The following is a 21,599-nucleotide window of genomic DNA, read 5'->3' as shown; positions in this document are numbered from 1 at the left end:
CCCTTCGCGTGTCCGGGCCCGGGCGGCTGAACACCGGAGCGCCCGGCTCGGTACCATGAAGATTCATCCCCTCCCGGTTGTGCGAGCCGTACGAGGGGCAGGCCCGGTGCCCCGAGGAGTGTCCTTGCCCGACGAGGTTGTGCCCACGGCCCAAGCGGCCGCCCCCGAAGACCGTCCCACGCCCTCGGGGGCCACCCCGGCACGCCCGGCGCCGACCTCCTCCCGCCCGGTGGCTCCGGCCACCCGCCCCTCCTCCTCCGGCGGTATGCGCGCCCGCCTGGCCCGCCTCGGCGGCCAGCGTTCCAGCGTGCTCAACCCGGTGCTGGAACCGCTGTTCCGCTCGATCCGGGCGAACGACCCCAAGGCCGACCCGGCCCTGCTGCGGGACATCGAGAAGGCCTACGCCGTCGCCGAGAAGTGGCACCGCGGGCAGAAGCGCAAGAGCGGCGACCCGTACATCACCCACCCGCTGGCCGTCGCGACCATCCTGGCCGAGCTGGGTATGGACGCCCCGACCCTGATGGCCGGGCTGCTGCACGACACCGTCGAGGACACCGACTACGGCCTGGAGACCCTCCGCAAGGACTTCGGCGACTCGGTGGCCCTGCTGGTGGACGGCGTCACCAAGCTGGACCGGGTCAAGTTCGGCGAGGCCGCGCAGGCCGAGACCGTCCGCAAGATGGTCGTCGCGATGGCCAAGGACCCGCGGGTCCTGGTGATCAAGCTGGCCGACCGCCTGCACAACATGCGCACCATGCGCTACCTCAAGCGGGAGAAGCAGGAGAAGAAGGCCCGCGAGACGCTGGAGATCTACGCCCCGCTGGCACACCGGCTGGGCATGAACACCATCAAGTGGGAGCTGGAGGACCTCGCCTTCGCGATCCTCTACCCCAAGATGTACGACGAGATCGTCCGCCTGGTCGCCGAGCGCGCGCCCAAGCGCGACGAGTACCTGGCGACCGTCATCGACCAGGTCCAGGGCGATCTGCGCGGGGCCCGGATCACCGCCTCGGTCACCGGCCGGCCGAAGCACTACTACTCGGTCTACCAGAAGATGATCGTCCGGGGCCGGGACTTCGCCGAGATCTACGACCTGGTGGGCATCCGGGTCCTGGTCGACACCGTCCGCGACTGCTACGCGGCGCTGGGCACCATCCACGCGCGGTGGAACCCGGTGCCGGGGCGGTTCAAGGACTACATCGCGATGCCCAAGTTCAACATGTACCAGTCGCTGCACACCACGGTGATCGGTCCTGGCGGCAAGCCCGTCGAGCTGCAGATCCGCACCTTCGACATGCACCGCCGGGCCGAGTACGGCATCGCCGCGCACTGGAAGTACAAGCAGCGCGCGGTGGCCGGCGCCTCCAAGGTCCGCACCGACACCCCGGCCCAGACCCGCAAGGACGACAAGGCGGGCGCCGTCAACGAGATGGCCTGGCTGCGGCAGCTGCTGGACTGGCAGAAGGAGACCGAGGACCCGAGCGAGTTCCTGGAGTCGCTGCGCTTCGACCTCTCCAACAACGAGGTCTTCGTCTTCACGCCCAAGGGCGACGTCATAGCCCTGCCGGCCGGTGCAACCCCGGTGGACTTCGCCTTCGCCGTCCACACCGAGGTCGGCTACCGCTGCATCGGGGCACGGGTCAACGGGCGGCTGGTGCCGCTGGAGTCGACCCTGGAGAACGGCGACAGCGTCGAGGTGTTCACCTCCAAGGCGGAGAACGCCGGCCCCTCCCGGGACTGGCTGGGCTTCGTCAAGTCGCCGCGGGCCCGCAACAAGATCCGCGCCTGGTTCTCCAAGGAGCGCCGCGAGGAGGCGATCGAGCACGGCAAGGACGCGATCGCCCGGGCGATGCGCAAGCAGGGCCTGCCGATCCAGCGGATCCTGACCGGCGACTCGCTGGTCACCCTGGCCCACGAGATGCGCTACCCCGACATCTCCTCGCTGTACGCCGCGATCGGCGAGGGCCACGTCACCGCGCAGAACATCGTGCAGAAGCTGGTGCAGGCGCTCGGCGGGGAGGAGGGCGCCACCGAGGACCTCGCGGAGACCGCCACCCCGACGCACGACACCCGCCGGGCGGTGCGCCGCCGGGCCAAGGGCGATCCGGGTGTCATCGTCAAGGGCGTCGAGGACGTCTGGGTCAAGCTCTCCCGCTGCTGCACCCCCGTCCCGGGCGACCCGATCGTGGGCTTCGTGACCCGCGGCAACGGCGTCTCGGTGCACCGCGCCGACTGCGTCAACGTGGAGGCGCTCAGCCAGCAGCCCGAGCGGATGATAGAGGTCGAGTGGGCGGCCACCCAGTCCTCGGTCTTCCTGGTGGCCATCCAGGTCGAGGCGCTGGACCGGTCCCGGCTCCTCTCGGACGTCACCCGGGTCCTGTCCGACCAGCACGTCAACATCCTGTCGGCGGCGGTGCAGACCTCCCGCGACCGGGTGGCGATGAGCCGTTTCACCTTCGAGATGGGCGACCCGAAGCACCTCGGCCACGTCCTCAAGGCGGTCCGCGGCGTCGAGGGCGTGTACGACGTCTACCGCGTCACCTCGGCCCGCAAGTAGGGCCGGGGCAACGGAAAGGCCCCCGGGACTCCCGGGGGCCTTTCCGTTCAACGGGCCGACTGGGTCAGCCGGATGCCGGATCAGCCGCTGAACTCGTCCTGGCTCTTGTGCGCCTGCTCCAGCAGCGTCCGCACGCCGGCCAGCTCGGACTCCAGCTTGGCGACCTTGCTCGCGTTGCCGGCCGCGCGGGCCTTGTCCAGATCGGCCTGGATCTTGTCGGCCTTCGCCTGGAAGAGGCCGACCATGCCGGCGGCGCGGGCCTTGGCCTCCGGGTTGGAGCGCTTCCACTCGGCGTCCTCGGCCTCGCGGATCGCCCGCTCGACCGCGTTCAGCCGGCCGTCCAGCTTCGGACGGGCGTCGCGCGGCACGTGCCCGATCGCCTCCCAGCGCTCGTTGACGTCGCGCAGCGCGGCCTTCGCGGCCTTCAGGTCGGTGATCGGCAGGATCGCCTCGGCCTCGGCCGCCAGCGCCTCCTTGAGCTTCTGGTTGCCGACCTGCTCGGCGTCCCGCTCGCTGAACACCGCGGAACGGGCCTGGAAGAAGACGTCCTGGGCGCCGCGGAACCGCGCCCACAGCTCGTCCTCGATGTCCCGCTGGGCGCGCCCGGCGGCCTTCCAGCGCGCCATCAGGTCGCGGTACTGGGCCGCCGTCTCGCCCCACTCGGTCGACGAGGAGAGCGCCTCGGCCTCCGTGACCAGACGCTCCTTGACGGCCCTGGCCTGGTCGCGCTCGGCGTCCAGGGTCGCGAAGTGCGCCTTGCGGTGCTTGGAGAAGACCGAGCGGGCGTGCGAGAAGCGGTGCCACAGCTCGTCGTCACTCTTGCGGTCCAGCCGGGGCAGGCCCTTCCAGGTGTCCACCAGCGCGCGGAGCCGGTCCCCGGCCTCCCGCCACTGGGTGGACTCGGCGAGCTGCTCGGCCTCCGAGACCAGGGCCTCCTTGGCGGCGCGGGTCTCGTCCTGCGCCTTGGCGCGGGCGGCCTTGCGCTCCTCACGACGGCTCTCGATCTCACCGGCGAGCGTGTCCAGCCGCTTGGCCAGGGACTCCAGGTCACCGACCGCGTGCGCCTCGACGACCTGCGACCGCAGGTGCTCCAGCGCGGCCTGGGCGTCCTTCGCGGCCAGGTCGGTGGTGCGCACCCGTTTCTCCAGCAGGCCGATCTCCACCTCGATGCCCTGGTACTTGCGCTCGAAGTAGGCGAGAGCCTCCTCGGGCGAGCCGGCCTGCCAGGAACCCACGACACGTTCGCCGTCGGCTGTCCTGACGTAGACCGTGCCCTGCTCGTCGACACGGCCCCACGGGTCGCTGCTCATAGCGCGTCCTCCACATGACGTCGCGCCCGCGCCGGGGCGGTACGCGTCCGTCGTCCACAGTTGATGTGCGGCGGACCGATGAGTCCGCCGTCCCGTCCGCCGTGCTCTGCTGCCGAGGGTGACGGCCGGCGGGTCTGGGCACCCTACACAACGCCAACATAGGCGACCAGGCCCGGTGCTGTCCGCATCCGGGCCGGGCGATTTCGGGCCCGGGCCGCGCCGACGCCCCTCGCGGGCGGTGGCGACGCGGCCCCGGCGTGGATCAACCCTTCGCGACGGTGACCGAGTTGAAGGTGACGTCGGCCATCGGGTGGCCGTCCGTACCGCCTTCCAGGGTGCCCGCGGCGGCGATCTTCTCGACCACGTCCAGACCGCCGGTGATCTTGCCGAAGGTGGTGTAGCTCGGCGGCAGCTGGGTGTCCTTGTAGACCAGGAAGAACTGGCTGCCGTTGGTGCCGGGGCCGGAGTTGGCCATCGCCACCGTGCCCGCCGGGTAGGTCGCGCCGGTCAGGTTCTCGTCGGCGAACTTGTAGCCGGGGCCGCCCGTGCCGCCGGGGACGGTCGCGCTGGCGGTCGGGTCGCCGCACTGCAGCACGAAGATGCCGCCCGTGGTCAGCCGGTGGCACTTGGTGTGGTCGAAGTACTGCTCGCCGGTCAGGAAGGCGAAGGAGTTCACCGTGTGCGGCGCCTTGGCCGCGTCCAGCGCGATCGTCACCTTGCCGCAGTTGCTGTCCAGCGTCGCGGTGTACGAGGCGGCCGTGTCGACCGTCATGGCCGGCTCGGCCTGCCACTGCTTGCCGTTCGGCGCGCCCGGCGCCGGGTCGGCGCAGCCCTCGACCGGCTTGCGGGTCGGCGTGGTGGGCTCGTCGGTCGCGGTGGGCGCGGCCTGCGCGGTCGGAGCGGAGTCCTTCTTGTCGTCCGAGTCGAAGGCGCCGGTGCCGACCAGCGCGCCACCGCCCGCCAGCACGACCACGGCCAGCGACGCGCCGAGGATCGTGTTGCGGCGCTTGCGCGCGGCGTGGGCCTCGGCCCGTCGCTGCGCCTGGCGCTCGTACTTCTCGCGGGCGAGCTGCCGCCGCCGCTGTTCGCTGGTGACCACCGGCCGTGTCTCCTACATATGCGCTGGGGGGTCCCCCGCCCGATGGCGGGCGGGGAGGGAGTGGGTACGAATGCTGAAGCGGATCATCGCATCCATCGGCGGCCAAGTGTAGGTACCACGGCTGTAAGAACGCGGTGAACCCGTCATGGTGAAGTGAACCTGTCACCCCCTATCTGGTTCGCAACCGGACCCGGACCGCCGGTAGGCTGCGTTACATCGTGTAGCTGCCACTGTCGACCGAATCATGAAGGACTCGCGTGTTCATCGCCGGATTCCCCGCTGGAGCCTGGGGCACCAACTGCTACCTGGTCGCACCGGCGCCCGGCGAGGAGTGCGTCATCGTCGACCCCGGCCACCAGGCCGCCGCCGGCGTCGACGAGCTGATCCGCGAGCACGGGCTGAAGCCCGTCGCGGTCGTCCTCACCCACGGACACATCGACCACGTCGCCTCCGTGGTCCCGGTCTGCGGCGCCCGCGGCGTCCCGGCCTGGATCCACCCCGAGGACCGCTACATGATGGCCGACCCGGAGAAGGCGCTCGGCCGCTCGCTCGGCACCCAGCTGATGGGCGAGCTCACCGTCGGCGAACCCGACGACGTACGCGAGCTCACCGACGGCAGCGTGCTGGAGCTCGCCGGTCTGAAGCTCACCGTCGACCACGCGCCCGGCCATACCAAGGGGTCGGTGACGTTCCGGACGCCCGGCGCCGAGGACCTGCCTCCGGTGCTCTTCTCGGGCGACCTGCTCTTCGCCGGCTCCATCGGGCGCACGGACCTCCCGGGCGGAGACAGCGAGGCGATCATGCGGTCGCTGGCCCGGGTGTGCCTGCCCCTCGACGATGCCACCGTGGTCCTGTCCGGCCACGGCTCCCAGACCACCATCGGCCGCGAGCGCGCCACCAACCCCTACCTCAGGCAGGCGGCGGGAGCGCTCGGCGCTCCGGCCTTCCCGCGACGAGGAATGTGACGGAAGAGAAGTTGAGCACCTTCACCGCCCCCAAGGGCACCTACGACCTGCTGCCCCCCAGCTCCGCGACCTTCCTGGCGATCCGCGAGAGCCTCTCCGCGCCGCTGCGCCGGGCCGGCTACGGCTACATCGAGACCCCGGTCTTCGAGGACGTCAAGCTGTTCTCCCGCGGTGTCGGCGAGTCCACGGACATCGTCACCAAGGAGATGTTCTCGCTCACCAAGCGCGGCAAGGAAGACCTCGCGCTGCGCCCCGAGGGCACCGCCTCGGTGGTCCGCGCGGCGCTCCAGGCCAACCTGCACAAGCTGGGCAACCTCCCGGTCAAGCTCTGGTACTCCGGCTCCTTCTACCGCTACGAGCGCCCGCAGGCCGGCCGCTACCGCCAGTTCGCCCAGGTCGGCGCCGAGGCGATCGGCGCCGAGGACCCGGCGCTGGACGCCGAGCTGATCATCCTGGCCGACGACGCCTTCCGCTCGCTGGGCCTGAGCGACTACTCGCTGCTGATCAACAGCCTCGGGGACAAGCAGTGCCGGCCGGTCTACCGCGCCGCCCTGGTCGAGTTCCTGGACGGCCTGGACCTCGACGAGGAGACCCGCCGCCGCGCCGGGATCAACCCGCTGCGCGTCCTCGACGACAAGCGCGAGTCCGTCCAGGCCCAGCTGACCGACGCCCCCAAGCTGCGCGACTACCTCTGCGAGGAGTGCAAGGCGTACGACGAGAAGGTGCGCGAGCTGCTCACCGCGGCCGGCGTGGCCTTCGTCGACGACCCCAAGCTGGTCCGCGGGCTGGACTACTACACCCGCACCACCTTCGAGTTCGTGCACAACGGTCTCGGCTCGCAGTCCGCGATCGGCGGCGGCGGCCGCTACGACGGCCTCTCCGAGATGCTCGGCGGCCCGGCGCTGCCCTCGGTCGGCTGGGGCCTCGGCGTGGACCGCACCTACCTGGCGATGGAGGCGGAGGGCATCGCCCTCGACCTGCCCGCCACCACCTCGGTCTACGCCGTCGCGCTCAGCGACGAGGCCAAGAACGTCCTCTTCGCCAAGGTGGTCGAGCTGCGCCGGACCGGCGTCGCCACCGACCTCGCCTTCGGCGTCAAGGGCATCAAGAACGCCATGAAGTCCGCCGACCGTTCCGGCGCCCGCTTCGCGGTGCTGGCCGGTGACCGGGACCTCGCCGAAGGCGTCGTCCAGCTCAAGGACCTGACCACCGGCGAGCAGAACCCCGTCGCCCTCGACGCACTCGTCACCACCCTGAAGGAGAAGCAGCTGTGATCCGCACGCACGACGCGGGCACGCTCCGCCCGGAGCACGCAGGCACCACCGTCACCCTGGCCGGCTGGGTCGCCCGCCGCCGAGACCACGGCGGCGTGGCCTTCATCGACCTGCGCGACGCCTCCGGCACCGTGCAGATCGTGGTCCGCGACCTGGACTCGGTGCACGGCCTGCGCGCCGAGTACTGCGTCAAGGTCGTCGGTGACGTCCGGGTGCGCCCCGAGGGCAACGAGAACCCGGACATCCCGACCGGCGCGGTCGAGGTCGTGGTCAGCGAGATCGAGGTGCTCTCCGAGGCCGCCCCGCTGCCCTTCCCGGTCGCCGAGTACGAGCCCGGCACGGTCAACGAGGAGGTCCGGCTGCGCTACCGCTACCTGGACCTGCGCCGTGAGGGCCCGGCCAAGGGCCTGCGGCTGCGCTCCAAGGTCAACAACATCATCCGCCGGGTGATGGAGGAGAACGACTACCTCGACATCGAGACGCCGTACCTCACCCGCTCCACCCCCGAGGGCGCCCGCGACTTCCTCGTCCCGGTCCGCCTGCAGCCCGGCCACTGGTACGCGCTGCCGCAGTCGCCCCAGCTGTTCAAGCAGCTGCTGATGGTGGCCGGTATGGAGCGCTACTACCAGATCGCGCGCTGCTTCCGCGACGAGGACTTCCGCGCCGACCGCCAGCCGGAGTTCACCCAGCTCGACATCGAGGCCTCCTTCGTCGACCAGGAGGACATCCTGGCCCTCGGCGAGAAGATCGTCGGCTCGATCTGGCGCGAGGTGCACGGCTACGAGATCCCGAACCCGCTGCCCCGGATGACCTACGCGGACGCCATGTCCCGCTACGGCTCCGACAAGCCGGACGTCCGCTTCGGACAGGAACTCACCGACCTCACCGAGTACTTCAAGGGCACCGCGTTCCGCGTCTTCCAGGCCCCGTACGTCGGTGCCGTGGTCATGCCCGGCGGCGCCTCGCAGCCCCGCAAGGCGCTCGACGCCTGGCAGGACTGGGCCAAGGCGCGCGGCGCCAGGGGCCTCGCCTACGTGGTCATCGACGCCGAGACCGGCGAGCTGCGCGGCCCGGTCGCCAAGAACCTCTCCGAGGAGCACCTGGCCGGCCTGGCCGCCGCCGCAGGTGCCAAGAACGGCGACGCGATCTTCTTCGCGGCCGGCAAGCAGCGCCCCTCGCAGGAGCTGCTCGGCGCCGCCCGCCTGGAGATCGGCCGCCGCTGCCGGCTGATCGACGAGTCCGCGTGGGCCTTCCTCTGGGTCGTCGACTTCCCGATGTTCGAGCCGATCGAGGACGACAAGGGCGAGTTCCAGGGCTGGCACGCGGTGCACCACCCGTTCACCGCCCCGACCGCCGAGTCGCTCGCCACCTTCGACACCGACCCGGGTACGGCCCTCTCCAACGCCTACGACCTGGTCCTCAACGGCTCGGAGCTGGGCGGCGGTTCGATCCGTATCCACCAGCGCGACGTGCAGAAGCGGGCGTTCGACGCGATCGGCCTCTCCGAGGAGGAGGCCGCCTCGCAGTTCGGCTTCCTGCTCGACGCCTTCAACTACGGCCCGCCGCCGCACGGCGGTGTGGCCTTCGGCCTCGACCGGATCGTCACGCTGCTCGGCGGGTACGACACCATCCGCGACGTCATCGCCTTCCCGAAGACGTCCACCGGTGGTGACCCGCTGACCGGCGCCCCGACCCCGATCACCCCGGCCCAGCGCCGGGAGGCCGGTGTGGACGCCCAGCCGAAGGTCCGCGAGGACGCCAAGTCCGAGGCCCAGCCCAAGGCCTGACCCTTGATCGGCTAACCTTTCACGGCCCCGGACGGTTCACCTACCGTCCGGGGCCGGTCCACAATGGCGTGCGACACAGAGAGGGTTCCCCCATGAAGGTCAGTACCAGGATCGAGTGTCCCGACGACGCACCCGCCACCAGACGGGTCCACATGGCCGCGTTCCCCGGCCCCGACGAGGCGGACCTGGTGGACGCGCTGCGCCGCGATCCCGCCTGGCTGCCCGGGCTGTCGGTGGTCGCGGTGGACGAGTCCGGCCTGGTGGTCGGCCACGCCCTGCTCACCCGGCTGCCGGTCGGTGACGGCAAGGGCCTGGCGCTCGCGCCCGTCGCGGTCGCCCCCGAGTGGCAGCGCAAGGGCGTCGGCGAACTCGTCGTCCGGGCCGCGCTGTCCGCCGCCGAGGACGCGGGCGAGAAGCTCGTCATCGTTCTCGGAGACCCGGACTACTACGGCCGGTTCGGGTTCACCCCGGCCCAACGGCACGAGGTCACCGGCCCGTTCGAGGTGCCGGACATCTACTTCCAGGCGCTCGCCCTGCCCGCCTACGACGGCGCCCCGCGCGGGCTCTGCCGCTACCCCGAGCCCTTCGAAGCCGTCTAGTCCTGCTGGAGTACTAAGGCGTGTCGGCGCCGGAGCCGACGGTGGTCCGGCAACTGCGCACGAACGCGGCCATCGCGGGCGTCGGTTCCCGGTCCTTCGGCCAGTAGAGCCCGACCTGGCTCGGGCTCAACCCCCGCACCGGCCGGTACGCGACATCCTCCCGCGCCGCCAGCCTGCTCATCGTCTCCGGGGCGAAACCGACGCCCTGGCCGCACACCACCGCGGCCAGCCACTCGTCGGTGTTGCGTGCCACCGCGCCGATCCGCACCGGCCGCCCGCCCCGCTCCCGGACCGCCAGCCAGTAGTCGCGCCAGTGGCCGGCCTCGTGCGGGATCGCCACGAAGGGCTCGTCCAGCAGCTCCTCGAAGTCGATCACCGCACGCCCGGCCAGCCGGTGCCCGGCCGGCAGCGCCAGACAGCGCGGCTCCTTGCCGAGCAGTGCGACGCTGTACTGCTCGGAGAGCGACGGCGGCCCGTGCCAGAGCGTGAGGTCGATCTCGCCGGTGGCCAGGCCGGACGTCGGATCGAGCCAGTTGTTCTGCCGCAGCTCCACCTGCCAGCCGGGCATCCGCCGGGTGAAGTCCGCCACCGTGCGGCGGGTCATCAGGTTGATGATCCCGCCCTCGAAGCCCACCCGCAGGGTCGAGCCCTGCTCGGCCGCCGCCGCCCTGGTGGCGCGCAGCGCGTCCTCCCAGCCCGCCAGCACGGTCCCGGCGTACTCGGCCAGCGCCCGCCCGGCCGAGGTGGGCGCCATACCGCGGCGGGAGCGCTCGAACAGCTCCACCCCGAGCAGCACCTCCAGCTGGCGGATCTGCTTGGTGAGGGTCGGCTGCGAGACGAACAGCCGGGCCGCCGCGGCCGTCAGCTGCCCCTCCTCGCAGACCGCGGTGAAGCCGCGCAGCAGTCGGGTGTCCACATCCATGCCCCAAGGTTATGGAACGGGATATTGGACCGGTCCGGCAGGTCTGGGCCAAGGTGATCACCCGGCCCTCGGGCCGGTCCACGGGGGAGCCCGGCAGCGGCGGTTCAGGGGGCCGCCGCTGCCGCGCCGACCGGACAGGACCTGCGGGAGCGGCGCATTGCGCCTACGGTGAGTGCTCATCAGCACGCTCCCCGGTCTTCGGCCGGCAGATGTCCCGCGACGGAGGTACCCAGGTGGCCAAGGTCCAGCATGAGCGGTCCGCCCAGCCGGAGCGGCTGGCGAAGAAGCCGTACGAGCGGGAGCTGCTGCGGCTGCAGAACGAGCTGGTGAAGCTCCAGGAGTGGGTGCGCGCCGAGGGCGCCCGGCTGGTGGTCGTGTTCGAGGGGCGGGACGCGGCGGGCAAGGGCGGCGCGATCAAGCGGGTGACCGAGTACCTGAACCCGCGCATCGCCCGGGTCGCCGCCCTGCCCACCCCCACCGAACGCCAGCGCACCCAGTGGTACTTCCAGCGGTACGTCGAGCAGCTGCCGGCCGCCGGGGAGATCGTCCTGTTCGACCGCAGCTGGTACAACCGGGCCGGCGTCGAGAAGGTGATGGGCTTCTGCACCGACGAGGAGTACTGGCAGTTCCTGCACCAGTGCCCGACCTTCGAGCGGATGCTGATCGAGTCGGGCGTGCTGCTGCGCAAGTACTGGTTCTCGGTCAGCGACACCGAGCAGCAGCGGCGCTTCCGGGACCGTCTGGAGGACCCGATGCGGCGCTGGAAGCTCTCGCCGATGGACGTCGAGTCGATCACCCACTGGGAGGACTACTCGCGGGCCAAGGACGAGATGTTCGTCTACACCGACACCCCCGAGTCGCCCTGGAACGTGGTGGAGAGCGACGACAAGCGGCGGGCCCGGATCAACATGATCGCCCACCTGCTCTCCAGCGTCCCGTACCACGAGGTCACCCCGCCGAAGATCGACCTGCCGCCCCGCCCGGCCCCCCGTGGGTACCAGCGGCCCCCGCGCGACCTGCAGAAGTACGTGCCGGACCATGCGGCCAGGCTGGAGTAGCGGCCCTGTCGGTGGGCTCGCATAGGCTTCCGGTGTGGACGAACCGGACCTCTTCACCGCCGCCGCCGAGGAACGCCAGGCCAAGGAGCCGGGGCGGGCCCCGCTCGCCGTGCGGATGCGACCGCGCACCCTGGACGAGGTGGCCGGGCAGCGGCAGCTGCTGAAGCCCGGCTCACCGCTGCGCCGGCTGGTGTCGGGCTCGCGCGGCCCGGCGGCGACCAGTTCGGTGATCCTCTGGGGGCCGCCCGGCACCGGGAAGACCACGCTGGCGCATGTGATCAGCCAGGCCGTCGAGGGCCGTTTCGTCGAGCTGTCCGCGATCACCGCCGGGGTCAAGGAGGTCCGGGCGGTGATCGACGGCGCCCGCCGCGCGGTCGGTATGAGCGGCCGGGAGACGGTGCTCTTCCTGGACGAGATCCACCGCTTCTCCAAGGCCCAGCAGGACTCGCTGCTGCCCGCCGTGGAGAACCGCTGGGTCACGCTGATCGCCGCGACCACCGAGAACCCGTACTTCTCGGTGATCTCCCCGCTGCTGTCGCGCTCGCTGCTGCTCACGCTGGAGTCGCTGACCGACGACGACATCCGGGCGCTGCTGCGCCGGGCGGTGGCCGACGAGCGCGGTCTGGAGGGCTCGCTGGAGCTCTCCGAGGAGGCGGAGGACCACCTGGTGCGGCTGGCCGGCGGGGACGCCCGGCGGGCGCTCACCACGCTGGAGGCGGCGGCCGGCGCGGCGCTGGAGAAGGGGGAGGCGAGCATCACGCTGGCCACCACCGAGACCGCCGTCAACCACGCCGCGGTCCGGTACGACAAGGACGGCGACCAGCACTACGACGTGGCCAGCGCGCTGATCAAGTCGATCCGGGGCAGTGACGTGGACGCCACCCTGCACTACCTGGCCCGGATGATCGAGGCGGGGGAGGATCCGCGGTTCATCGCCCGGCGGCTGATGATCTCGGCCAGCGAGGACGTCGGCCTGGCCGATCCGACGGCGCTGACCACGGCCGTGGCGGCGGCCCAGGCGGTGGCGCTGATCGGCTTCCCGGAGGCGCGGATCATCCTCTCCCAGGCGGCGATCGCGCTGGCGCTGGCACCCAAGTCGAACGCCGCGTACCTGGCGATCGACGCGGCGCTGGCGGACGTCCGGCAGGGGCTGGCGGGCGCGGTGCCACCGCACCTGCGGGACGCGCACTACGGCGGCGCGGGCAAGCTCGGGCACGGTCAGGGCTACCAGTACCCGCACGACCTGCCGGAGGGCATCGCGGCGCAGCAGTACGCGCCGGACGCGGTGCACGGCAAGGCGTACTACCGGCCGACCCGGCACGGCGGGGAGGCCCGGTACGCGGACATCGTGGAGTGGACCAGGGGGCGGCTGAAGGGCGAGTGAGCGGCGGGTATACTCGTGCGGAGTGCCATGTCCCGGGACGGCGGCAGGGGAGACCTTGCTGACCGGCCGCACCAGCGGGGCACTGGCCGTAGACCCCCTCGCGGGGTCTTGAGGAGCGTTGCGCACCGTTTCGGTGTCGCGTGCAGCCCACCAACCCCGGTTCGGTGGGCCGCTCGTGCGCAAGCACATCCGTGCCCGGCTCCGGAGAGCGGCTGACCACACCACCCGCGGGTGGAGCGGTTTTTCTCCGGGTCGCGAGGAGCGACCTCCGTCAACACCTGGTGAAGCCGTATTCATAAGCAAGGAAGGTTTGGTTCATGGCGAACCAGAAGCGTCCCAAGGTCAAGATCGCGCGTGCGCTCGGCGTGCCGCTGACCCCGAAGTCCGTCAAGTACTTCGAGGCCCGCCCGTACCCGCCCGGCCAGCACGGCCGTGGTCGCAAGCAGAACTCGGACTACAAGGTCCGTCTGCTCGAGAAGCAGCGTCTGCGCGCCCAGTACGACCTGAGCGAGAAGCAGATGGCGCGCGCGTTCGACCGCGCGAAGAAGGCCGAGGGCAAGACCGGTGAGGCGCTCGTCGCCGAGCTGGAGACCCGTCTGGACTCCCTGGTGCTGCGTTCGGGCATTGCCCGCACCATCTACCAGGCCCGCCAGATGGTCGTCCACGGCCACATCGAGGTCAACGGCGGCAAGGTCAACAAGCCGTCGTACCAGATGAAGCCGGGCTTCGTCGTGACCGTTCGCGAGCGCAGCAAGGAGAAGGTCCCGTTCCAGGTCGCCCGTGAGGGTGGCTACGCGGGCGAGGGCCAGACCCCGAAGTACCTCGAGGTCAACCTGAAGGCCCTGGCCTTCCGCCTGGACCGTGCGCCGCAGCGCAAGGAGGTCCCGGTGATCTGTGACGAGCAGCTGGTGGTCGAGTACTACTCGCGCTGACCCGCGGGCGGTGCACCCCGGTGTACCCCAGCGAGCCCCCGTCGCCTCTCGAGGCGGCGGGGGCTCGCCCCTTTTCACGGCTCTGCCGTCACAGCTCCCCGCCGGCCATCGCGGCGGCCAGCCGCAGGTGCGGGCGGGCCTCCTCGGCGCGGCCCTGGCGCTCCAGGGTGCGGCCGAGCATCAGCCGGGCGTAGTCCTCGGCGGGGTCGGCGTCCAGGACGCGGCGCAGTTCGGCCTCGGCCCGGGACAGCTGGGCGGAGTGGTAGTAGCTGCGGGCCAGCAGCAGCCGGACGGAGAGGTTGGCCGGCTCCTGGGCCAGGACCGCCTCCAGGAGGCGGGCGGCGTCGGAGTACGCCTTGGAGTCGAAGGAGAACTTCGCCATGCGGTACTCGTCGGCGGCGCTGTAGGTGGCCACGGTCGCTCCTTTCGGTGCCGGTCGATGCCCTTCGGCGTCCTCCGCGCCTGGGGCTTCACCGGTTTCTCGCGGTGGTGCTGCCCCCTCCAGCAATGGACAATCTTCAACTATTCCATCGGTCGTTCGCCGGGCCGTCCGCCCGGCCGGTCCTCCGCGTCACCGTGGCCGCCGAGCGCCCGGCGGACCGCCGCGTCCAGGCCGAGCCGGGCGCCGCGGCCGAAGAAGCCGGCGGACTCCCGCCCGGTCAGCCCGGCCCCGGCCCGCCGTTCGCAGATGCGATGGGGGTCGCCGAAGCCGCGCGAGCCGAAGAACGGCCTGCCCACCGCCCGCCAGATCCGGTGCGCGGCGCCCTGCAGCACCCGGGCCTCGCGCAGGTCGCCCGGCCGGTCCGGACCGGTGGGCTCGGTCTCCAGCAGCGCCAGCACGTCGATCGCCAGCGCGATGCCGGGCAGGTCGTGGAGCCGGTGGCTGAGCCGGACGCTCTCCCTGGCCCGGACGCGGGCCAGCCGTATGTCGCCGTCCAGCCAGTGCGCGTACGCCAGCGCGTAGAGCCCCCACGCGTACGCCCACCGCTCGCCGTGCCGCTCGCACAGCTCGCGGACCCGGCCCAGCCAGAACGCGCCGCCGGGCCGGTCGCCCTGGAACAGCCGGGCCAGGCCCAGCTCGACCATGGCCATCAGGACGGTGCTGTCCAGCTCGCCGATCGCCCGGTAGCGCCGGAGCGCCTCCTCGAACAGCCCGGTGGCCAGGGCCGGTTCGTCGCCGATCAGGGCCGCGCAGCCCTGCCGGTGGAGCGCGTGGGCGAGCGCCCGGTCGTCACCGGTGGCCAGGGCCTGACGGCGGCACTCCTCCAGCACGGGCCGGGCGGAGGCCGGATCGCCCTGGAGGGTGGCCAGGTAGCCGGTCACCCAGAGCGCCTTGGCGCGGGCCTCGGTCGGTTCGGGGGCAAGCGCCAGCGCGCGGTCCAGCCAGCGCCGGCCCTCGCCGGGGTGGCCGCAGCCGGCCCAGTAGAACCAGAGGGCGCCCGCCAGTCGCAGCGCGCTCTGCTCCTCGCCGGGCTCGGCGAGGCAGAACTCCAGCGCCGTACGGAGGTCGGGGTGGGCGGTCCCGGTTCGCTCGGCGGTCTCCGCCTGGTGCGGCCCGGACCACTCGACCTCGCCCCAGGTGGCCACGCCCAGGTACCAGTCGCGGTGGCGGCGGAGCAGCCGGTGCTTCTCGCCGGTGGCGCGCAGCCGGTGCCCGCCGTACTCGCGCAGCGGGTCGGGCAGCCGGAAGCGGGCGCCGAGGGCGCTGCCGCCGCCGGCCCGGCTGCCGGGCGGCGCCCCCACCCGCAGGACGACCGACCTGCCGGCCAGTCCGGCGAGCAGGTCGGCCATCTCGTCCGGCTCGATGCCGTCGCCCGCGCAGACGTACTCGGCGGCCTCCGGATCGAAGTCGCCGGGGAAGACGGACAGCCGGGACAAGAGCAAACGTTCCTGCTGCGTGCGGAGCTCAAGGCGCGGGCCGTGCTCCGGCCGCCGCGCCGTCGTGCCCGGGGACTGGGTTGTCGAGTCGTCGGCCAAGAACTGCTCCCGTGTCCGGGCCCGGACCCTCGCGGTCCGGACGTGCGTCGGGCCGTGCGGGCGACGGTCCGCCCGACAGAACGAGGTGACCGGTCGGTAGGTTACGCGCGGGCTTCGCACACCCGACCGGATCCGCAGGGACGCCCCGGGGCGACAACCCGGTCCGGAAACCGGGCATGGGCGCGATAGGGTTCCCTTTGGAGAACAGCAAGGCGAGGGAGCGCGCAAGGTGTCCGTGGGAGAGCTGGCCGGGTTGCTCGTCGCCGTGTTCTGGGCGGTCCTGGTCACCCTGCTCGCCGTCGTCCTGGTGCGGCTCTCGCGCGTACTGAAGGAGGCCACCGTCCTGGTCTCCGCCGTGACCGAACAGGCCGTGCCGCTGCTGAGCGACGCCGGCGCCGCCGTGCGCAGCGCCAACGAGCAGCTGGAGCGGGTGGACGAGATCACCGCCAATGTGCAGGACGCCGCCGCCAACGCCAACGCGCTCTCCTCCACCGTCGCGGCCACCCTGGGCGGGCCGCTGGTCAAGGTCGCGGCCTTCAGTTACGGCGTCCGCAAGGCCGTCGCCAAGCAGAACGGCACCCTGACGCTGCCCGCCCAGCCGGGCGAGCGCGAGGAGCTGGCCCGGCTGATCCGGGCCGAGGTGCGCGCGGCGACCGCGCCCAAGGGCGGCCTGCTGGCCAGGGTCCGGCGCGCGGTGAGGGGCTGACGGCATGGTGCGACGCATCTTCTGGATGGCGGTCGGCGCCGGCGCCACCGTCTGGGCCATGAACAAGGCCAACGAGGCCGTGCACCGGCTCACCCCGGACAGCCTCTCCGGCACCGCCGCGCGCGGTGCGTTGCACCTGGGCGACGCGGCGAAGCGGTTCGCCCTGGACGTCAAGGCCGGAATGGCCGAGCGCGAGGAGCAGCTGCGCGAGGACCTCGGACTGGACGGCACCGCCGTCGTCGAGCCCCGGCGCCGCCGGGTCCTCAGAGGCGAGCCGCAGTACCGAGCTATCTCGGCGGCGCCCGGCAGCCCGGCCGCCGCCCTGCCTCCGCCCAGCAGTGCCCGCACTGTGTCCAACGGCGCCCGCGCCACCCCAGCCATCGACAACACGTCCCGCCGCGCGCTGCCGCCGCGGGACGGCATCCCGAACCGGAAGGACCACTAATGGAGTCGGCAGAGATCCGCCGCCGCTGGCTGCGCTTCTTCGAGGAGCGCGGCCACACCGTCGTTCCGTCGGCGTCCCTGGTCGCCGACGACCCCACCCTGCTGCTGGTCAACGCCGGCATGGTGCCCTTCAAGCCGTACTTCCTGGGCGAGGTCAAGCCGCAGTTCTCGCGCGCCACCAGCGTGCAGAAGTGCGTGCGCACCCTGGACATCGAGGAGGTCGGCAAGACCACCCGGCACGGCTCGTTCTTCCAGATGTGCGGCAACTTCTCCTTCGGGGACTACTTCAAGGAAGGAGCCATCACGTTCGCCTGGGAGCTGCTCACCTCTCCCGTCGCGGAGGGTGGCTACGGCCTGGAGAAGGAGAAGCTCTGGATCACCGTCTACCAGGACGACGACGAGGCCGAGCAGATCTGGCGGGACGTCATCGGCGTGCCCTCCGAGCGGATCCAGCGCCTCGGCATGAAGGACAACTTCTGGTCGATGGGCGTCCCCGGCCCCTGCGGCCCGTGCTCGGAGATCAACTACGACCGCGGCCCCGCGTACGGCGAGGAGGGCGGCCCGGCCGTCAACGGCGAGCGCTACCTGGAGATCTGGAACCTGGTCTTCATGCAGTACGAGCGCGGCCACGGTGACGGCAAGGACGGCTTCGAGATCCTCGGCGACCTGCCGAGCAAGAACATCGACACCGGCCTCGGCCTGGAGCGCCTCGCCGCCATCCTGCAGGGCGTCGACAACCTCTTCGAGATCGACACCAGCCGGCTGATCCTCGACCGCGCCGCCGAGCTGACCGGCCACACCTACGGTGCCGACCACAAGTCCGACATCTCGCTGCGCGTGGTCACCGACCACATCCGCACCGCGGTCATGCTGGTCGGCGACGGCGTCACCCCCGGCAACGAGGGCCGCGGCTACGTGCTGCGCCGCATCCTGCGCCGCGCCATCCGCAACATGCGCCTGCTGGGCGCCAACGGCGTGGTGGCCAGGGAGCTCACGGACATCACCATCAAGGCGATGGCCCCGCAGTACCCGGAGCTGGAGGCCGAGCGCAAGCGGATCGAGACGGTGGTCGCCGCCGAGGAGACCGCCTTCCTGCAGACCCTGAAGGCCGGCACCAACCTGCTGGACGCCGCGGTCACCGAGACCCGGCAGGCCGGCGGCGCGGTGCTCTCCGGCGAGCAGGCGTTCAAGCTGCACGACACCTACGGCTTCCCGATCGACCTCACCCTGGAGATGGCCGAGGAGCAGGGCCTCCAGGTGGACGAGTCCGGCTTCCGCCGGCTGATGCAGGAGCAGCGGGACCGCGCCAAGGCGGACGCCAAGGCCAAGAAGATGGGCCACGCCGACGTCGCCGCGTACCGCGAGGTCGCCGACAGGTCCGGCGCCAGCGTCTTCACCGGCTACAGCCTCACCGAGGGCGAGGCCACCGTGGTCGGCCTGCTGGTGAACGGCTCCCCGGCGCCGGCCGCGAGCGAGGGCGACGAGGTCGAGATCATCCTCGACCGCACCCCGTTCTACGCCGAGGGCGGCGGCCAGCTCGCCGACCACGGCCGGATCCGGCTGGACTCCGGCGCGGTGGTGGAGATCCGCGACGTGCAGCAGCCCGTCCCGGGCGTGAGCGTGCACTCCGGCGGTGTGCTGTTCGGCGAGGTCGTGCTCGGCGCCTCGGCGTACGCCACCATCGACATCGAGCGCCGCCGGGCGATCGCCCGCGCCCACTCGGCCACCCACCTGACCCACCAGGCGCTGCGTGACGCGCTCGGCCCGACGGCCGCCCAGGCCGGCTCCGAGAACGCCCCCGGCCGCTTCCGCTTCGACTTCGGCTCACCCGCCGCCGTGCCCGGCAGCGTCCTGGTCGACGTCGAGCAGAAGATCAACGACGTGCTCACCCGTGAGCTGGACGTCACCGCCGAGGTCATGACGATGGACCAGGCCCGTAAGGCCGGCGCCATCGCGATGTTCGGCGAGAAGTACGGTGACGAGGTCCGGGTCGTCACCATCGGGGACTTCTCCAAGGAACTCTGCGGTGGAACGCACGTCGGCAACACCGCCCAGCTGGGCCTGGTGAAGCTGCTCGGCGAGTCCTCGATCGGCTCCGGCGTGCGCCGTGTCGAGGCGCTGGTCGGCGTGGACGCGTACAAGTTCCTGGCCCGTGAGCACACGGTCGTCGCCCAGCTGACCGAGCTGGTCAAGGGCCGCCCGGAGGAGCTGCCGGAGAAGATCTCGGGCATGCTCGCCAAGCTCAAGGACGCCGAGAAGGAGATCGAGCGCTTCCGCGCGGAGAAGGTCCTCGCCGCCGCGGCCGGCCTGGCCGACTCGGCCGAGGACGTGCAGGGGATCGCCGTGGTCGCCGCCAAGGTCGCCGACGGCACCGGCGCGGACGAGCTGCGCAAGCTGGTCCTGGACGTGCGCGGCCGGCTCGGCTCGCGCCCGGCCGTGGTCGCCGCGTTCACCGTGGCGAACGACCGCCCGCTGACCGTGATCGCCACCAACGAGGACGCCCGCGGCCGCGGCATCAAGGCCGGTGAGCTGGTCCGGGTCGCGGCCAAGACCCTCGGCGGCGGCGGTGGCGGCAAGGACGACGTCGCCCAGGGCGGCGGCTCCAACCCGGGCGCGGTGGCCGAGGCCATCGCCGCGGTGCGCGGCCTGGTCGCGGAGCGCGCCTCCTGATGGTCGGAGAAGAGCAGGAACGGCCCTTCCGGCGGGGGCGGCGGATCGCCGTCGACGTCGGTGACGCCCGGATCGGGGTCGCGTCCTGCGACCCCGACGGGGTGCTCGCCACACCCGTGGAGACCGTCCCCGCCGGGGTCAAGTCGCAGGCCCGGATCGCCGCCATCGTCGAGGAGTACGAGGCGGTGGAGGTGATCGTCGGCCTTCCGCGCTCGCTCAACGGCAGGGAGGGTCCGGCGGCGGAGAAGGTCCGCGCGTACGCGGTCCGGCTGGCCAACCGGCTCTACCCGGTGCCGGTCCGGCTGGTGGACGAGCGGATGTCGACCGTCACGGCGACCCACGGCCTGCGGGCCTCCGGCGTGAAGGCCAAGAAGGGGCGCTCGGTGGTCGACCAGGCCGCCGCGGTGGTGATCCTGCAGACCGCCCTTGAGTCCGAACGGGTGAGCGGTCGCCCGCCGGGTGAGAGCGTCGAGGCGGTCCACTGACCCCCCTGTTCTAACGTCCCGGAGAGGGGCCCGTGCGGACGCGTCCGCACGGGCCCTCATCCGTTCCGGGACAGCCGAGGGGGCGCCATGACCGATCAGGACTTCACGCCCGGGCTCACGCCCGGCCACCTCGGTGCGCCGGTCCTGGAACCGGAGGGCCGTCCGCCGGGCGCGCCCCGTCCGCAACCCGATGCGCCGGATCCACACCGTTGGCGTAACGGGCTGGCCTGCGGGCTGACCGCGCTCGCCCTGGTGGCCGTCTTCGGCGGGGCCGGGCTGGTCGGGTACACCTGGTGGAAGGGCCAGCAGAATCCGCCGGCCGCCGCCGACTACGCGGGCGCCGGTTCGGGCAGCGTCCAGGTCTCGGTGCCCGAGGGCGCGGGCCTGAGCCAGATCGCCTCCGCCCTGGTGCACAACGGCGTGGTGGCCAGCTCGCTCGCCTTCACCCGGGCGGCGAAGGGCAGCGCGGCCGCCGCCGGGCGGATCCAGCCCGGCACCTACACCCTGCGGCAGCGGATGTCGGCGGCCGCGGCGCTCGCCGTCCTGATCGACCCGGCCAACGCCAACGGCCTGACCATCCCCGAGGGCTGGCGCGGCAACCAGATCTACGCGGCGATCGACAAGAGGCTCGACCTGCCCGACGGCACCACCCAGCGCGCCGCCCAGGAGCAGGCCGCCGAGCTGGGCCTGCCGGACTTCACCAAGGGCAGCGTCGAGGGGTATCTGTTCCCCGCGACCTACAGCGTCACCGAGGGCACCACCGCGGTCGACCTGCTGAAACAGATGGTGGAGCGGGCCGGCAAGGAGTTCGCCAGGGACGATGCCGGCGTCGTCGCGCAGAACCTCGGGCAGAGCCTGTACGGGCTGGTGACGATCGCCAGCATGGTCCAGGGCGAGGCCGACAACACCGAGGACATGGCCAAGGTGGCCCGGGTCATCTACAACCGGCTGGCCAAGAACATGCCGCTGCAGCTGGACTCGACGATCAACTACGCGCTCGGCCGGTCGACGCTGAACACCACCGTCACCGACACCAGACTGGACTCCCCGTACAACACCTACCAGCACCCCGGGCTGCCGCCGACGCCGATCTCCAACCCGGGCCGCCAGGCGATCATGGCGGCCGTCGATCCGGCGCAGGGGGACTGGCTGTACTTCGTCACCGTGAAGCCGGGGGACACCCGTTTCACCGACAGCTTCGAGGTGCAGCAGCGCAATGTGGCGGAGTTCAACGCCCTCCAGACGGCGAAGCCGAGCGCTTCGGCGAGCACCTCGGGGAGTGCGCCGGCGGGGACGGGAACCGGTGATCCGAGCGGGGCGTCGCCGGGCGCGCCGGAGGGTGGGGCCGGGGGTGCGGCGGGGCACTGACGGGACGTCTGTCCTGCCGGGGGCCGGTCTGCGGTACGGTAACGTCTCCCTCCAGGCGATGC

The 21,599-nt window shown here is 72.0% G+C and carries 18 protein-coding genes; 13 read left to right on the top strand and 5 right to left on the bottom strand.

The window, feature by feature from the left end; genetic code table 11:
- Positions 1–124: 124 nt before the first annotated feature.
- Positions 125–2,557 carry a RelA/SpoT family protein gene (locus ACIO5D_RS10795; protein ID WP_400653561.1) on the top strand — a complete coding sequence of 811 codons (2,433 nt, stop codon included), beginning with the start codon at positions 125–127 and terminating at the stop codon, positions 2,555–2,557.
- Positions 2,558–2,637: 80 nt separating this feature from the next.
- Here ACIO5D_RS10795 and ACIO5D_RS10790 read toward each other — a convergent pair whose 3' ends face one another.
- On the bottom strand, positions 2,638–3,867 hold the full coding sequence (locus tag ACIO5D_RS10790; RefSeq protein WP_363610531.1) for a DUF349 domain-containing protein: 1,230 nt from the start codon (positions 3,865–3,867) through the stop codon (positions 2,638–2,640).
- 262 nt (positions 3,868–4,129) lie between these two features.
- Positions 4,130–4,966, bottom strand: coding sequence for a peptidylprolyl isomerase (locus ACIO5D_RS10785; protein WP_400794792.1), 837 nt, complete (start codon positions 4,964–4,966; stop codon positions 4,130–4,132).
- 257 nt (positions 4,967–5,223) lie between these two features.
- On the opposite strand from ACIO5D_RS10785, the gene ACIO5D_RS10780 reads away from it, so the two are divergent.
- From ACIO5D_RS10780 to ACIO5D_RS10765, 4 genes are all read left to right on the top strand, one after another.
- Positions 5,224–5,931, top strand: coding sequence for an MBL fold metallo-hydrolase (locus ACIO5D_RS10780; RefSeq protein WP_363610524.1), 708 nt, complete (start codon positions 5,224–5,226; stop codon positions 5,929–5,931).
- 11 nt (positions 5,932–5,942) lie between these two features.
- A complete protein-coding gene (gene hisS, locus ACIO5D_RS10775) occupies positions 5,943–7,205 on the top strand; it encodes a histidine--tRNA ligase (RefSeq protein ID WP_363610522.1) in 1,263 nt (420 codons plus the stop codon).
- Positions 7,202–8,992: an aspartate--tRNA ligase gene (gene aspS, locus ACIO5D_RS10770; protein ID WP_363610520.1), complete on the top strand. Its 1,791-nt coding sequence runs from the start codon at positions 7,202–7,204 to the stop codon at positions 8,990–8,992. The genes hisS and aspS overlap by 4 nt, the downstream gene beginning before the upstream one ends.
- A gap of 92 nt (positions 8,993–9,084) precedes the next feature.
- Complete coding sequence (locus ACIO5D_RS10765) at positions 9,085–9,591, top strand: N-acetyltransferase (protein WP_363610518.1); 507 nt, start codon at positions 9,085–9,087, stop codon at positions 9,589–9,591.
- A gap of 13 nt (positions 9,592–9,604) precedes the next feature.
- On the opposite strand, the gene ACIO5D_RS10760 is transcribed toward ACIO5D_RS10765, so the two are convergent.
- A complete protein-coding gene (locus ACIO5D_RS10760) occupies positions 9,605–10,513 on the bottom strand; it encodes a LysR family transcriptional regulator (RefSeq protein ID WP_400759841.1) in 909 nt (302 codons plus the stop codon).
- Positions 10,514–10,722: 209 nt separating this feature from the next.
- Here ACIO5D_RS10760 and ppk2 point away from each other — a divergent pair, with 209 nt between their 5' ends.
- From ppk2 to rpsD, 3 genes are all read left to right on the top strand, one after another.
- On the top strand, positions 10,723–11,571 hold the full coding sequence (ppk2, locus tag ACIO5D_RS10755) for a polyphosphate kinase 2 (RefSeq protein WP_400658263.1): 849 nt from the start codon (positions 10,723–10,725) through the stop codon (positions 11,569–11,571).
- 34 nt (positions 11,572–11,605) lie between these two features.
- Positions 11,606–12,955: a replication-associated recombination protein A gene (locus ACIO5D_RS10750; RefSeq protein ID WP_363610512.1), complete on the top strand. Its 1,350-nt coding sequence runs from the start codon at positions 11,606–11,608 to the stop codon at positions 12,953–12,955.
- Between the two features lie 317 nt (positions 12,956–13,272).
- Positions 13,273–13,887, top strand: coding sequence for a 30S ribosomal protein S4 (gene rpsD / locus ACIO5D_RS10745; protein WP_063346792.1), 615 nt, complete (start codon positions 13,273–13,275; stop codon positions 13,885–13,887).
- 88 nt (positions 13,888–13,975) lie between these two features.
- On the opposite strand, the gene ACIO5D_RS10740 is transcribed toward rpsD, so the two are convergent.
- Positions 13,976–14,269 carry a tetratricopeptide repeat protein gene (locus tag ACIO5D_RS10740; RefSeq protein ID WP_363610535.1) on the bottom strand — a complete coding sequence of 98 codons (294 nt, stop codon included), beginning with the start codon at positions 14,267–14,269 and terminating at the stop codon, positions 13,976–13,978.
- Positions 14,270–14,409: 140 nt separating this feature from the next.
- Positions 14,410–15,765: an ATP-binding protein gene (locus tag ACIO5D_RS10735; RefSeq protein ID WP_400794790.1), complete on the bottom strand. Its 1,356-nt coding sequence runs from the start codon at positions 15,763–15,765 to the stop codon at positions 14,410–14,412.
- Between the two features lie 328 nt (positions 15,766–16,093).
- On the opposite strand from ACIO5D_RS10735, the gene ACIO5D_RS10730 reads away from it, so the two are divergent.
- The 5 genes from ACIO5D_RS10730 to mltG all read left to right on the top strand — a co-directional run bounded on the left by ACIO5D_RS10730 (position 16,094) and on the right by mltG (position 21,537).
- Positions 16,094–16,570, top strand: coding sequence for a DUF948 domain-containing protein (locus ACIO5D_RS10730; RefSeq protein WP_363610508.1), 477 nt, complete (start codon positions 16,094–16,096; stop codon positions 16,568–16,570).
- 4 nt (positions 16,571–16,574) lie between these two features.
- The gene (locus ACIO5D_RS10725) at positions 16,575–17,015 is read left to right on the top strand and encodes a DUF6167 family protein (protein ID WP_400658257.1); all 441 of its coding nucleotides are present in this window, start codon (positions 16,575–16,577) and stop codon (positions 17,013–17,015) included.
- On the top strand, positions 17,015–19,684 hold the full coding sequence (alaS, locus tag ACIO5D_RS10720) for an alanine--tRNA ligase (RefSeq protein WP_400759847.1): 2,670 nt from the start codon (positions 17,015–17,017) through the stop codon (positions 19,682–19,684). Before ACIO5D_RS10725 ends, alaS begins: the two co-directional genes overlap by 1 nt.
- The gene (gene ruvX / locus ACIO5D_RS10715) at positions 19,684–20,169 is read left to right on the top strand and encodes a Holliday junction resolvase RuvX (RefSeq protein WP_400658253.1); all 486 of its coding nucleotides are present in this window, start codon (positions 19,684–19,686) and stop codon (positions 20,167–20,169) included. Before alaS ends, ruvX begins: the two co-directional genes overlap by 1 nt.
- A gap of 87 nt (positions 20,170–20,256) precedes the next feature.
- Positions 20,257–21,537, top strand: a complete 1,281-nt coding sequence (gene mltG, locus ACIO5D_RS10710) for an endolytic transglycosylase MltG (protein ID WP_400658251.1) — start codon at positions 20,257–20,259, stop codon at positions 21,535–21,537.
- The last annotated feature ends 62 nt before the right edge of the window (positions 21,538–21,599 follow it).

Origin of the sequence: Kitasatospora sp. NPDC087315 (assembly GCF_044744345.1) — a bacterium.
In the GTDB taxonomy this organism is placed as follows: domain Bacteria; phylum Actinomycetota; class Actinomycetes; order Streptomycetales; family Streptomycetaceae; genus Kitasatospora.
The sequence above is the reverse complement of the archived record's forward strand: the minus strand, read 5'-3'. Positions and strand labels throughout refer to the sequence as shown.

Bases quoted from the DNA above. Each gene is read 5' to 3' on its own strand.
- ACIO5D_RS10790 (WP_363610531.1), bottom strand. From the start codon at position 3,867: ATGAGCAGCGACCCGTGGGGCCGTGTCGACGAGCAGGGCACGGTCTAC.
- ACIO5D_RS10740 (WP_363610535.1), bottom strand. From the start codon at position 14,269: ATGGCGAAGTTCTCCTTCGACTCCAAGGCGTACTCCGACGCCGCCCGC.
- ppk2 (WP_400658263.1), top strand. From the start codon at position 10,723: ATGTCCCGCGACGGAGGTACCCAGGTGGCCAAGGTCCAGCATGAGCGG.
- ACIO5D_RS10765 (WP_363610518.1), top strand. From the start codon at position 9,085: ATGAAGGTCAGTACCAGGATCGAGTGTCCCGACGACGCACCCGCCACC.
- ACIO5D_RS10725 (WP_400658257.1), top strand. From the start codon at position 16,575: ATGGTGCGACGCATCTTCTGGATGGCGGTCGGCGCCGGCGCCACCGTC.
- rpsD (WP_063346792.1), top strand. From the start codon at position 13,273: ATGGCGAACCAGAAGCGTCCCAAGGTCAAGATCGCGCGTGCGCTCGGC.
- alaS (WP_400759847.1), top strand. From the start codon at position 17,015: ATGGAGTCGGCAGAGATCCGCCGCCGCTGGCTGCGCTTCTTCGAGGAG.
- ruvX (WP_400658253.1), top strand. From the start codon at position 19,684: ATGGTCGGAGAAGAGCAGGAACGGCCCTTCCGGCGGGGGCGGCGGATC.
- ACIO5D_RS10760 (WP_400759841.1), bottom strand. From the start codon at position 10,513: ATGGATGTGGACACCCGACTGCTGCGCGGCTTCACCGCGGTCTGCGAG.
- mltG (WP_400658251.1), top strand. From the start codon at position 20,257: ATGACCGATCAGGACTTCACGCCCGGGCTCACGCCCGGCCACCTCGGT.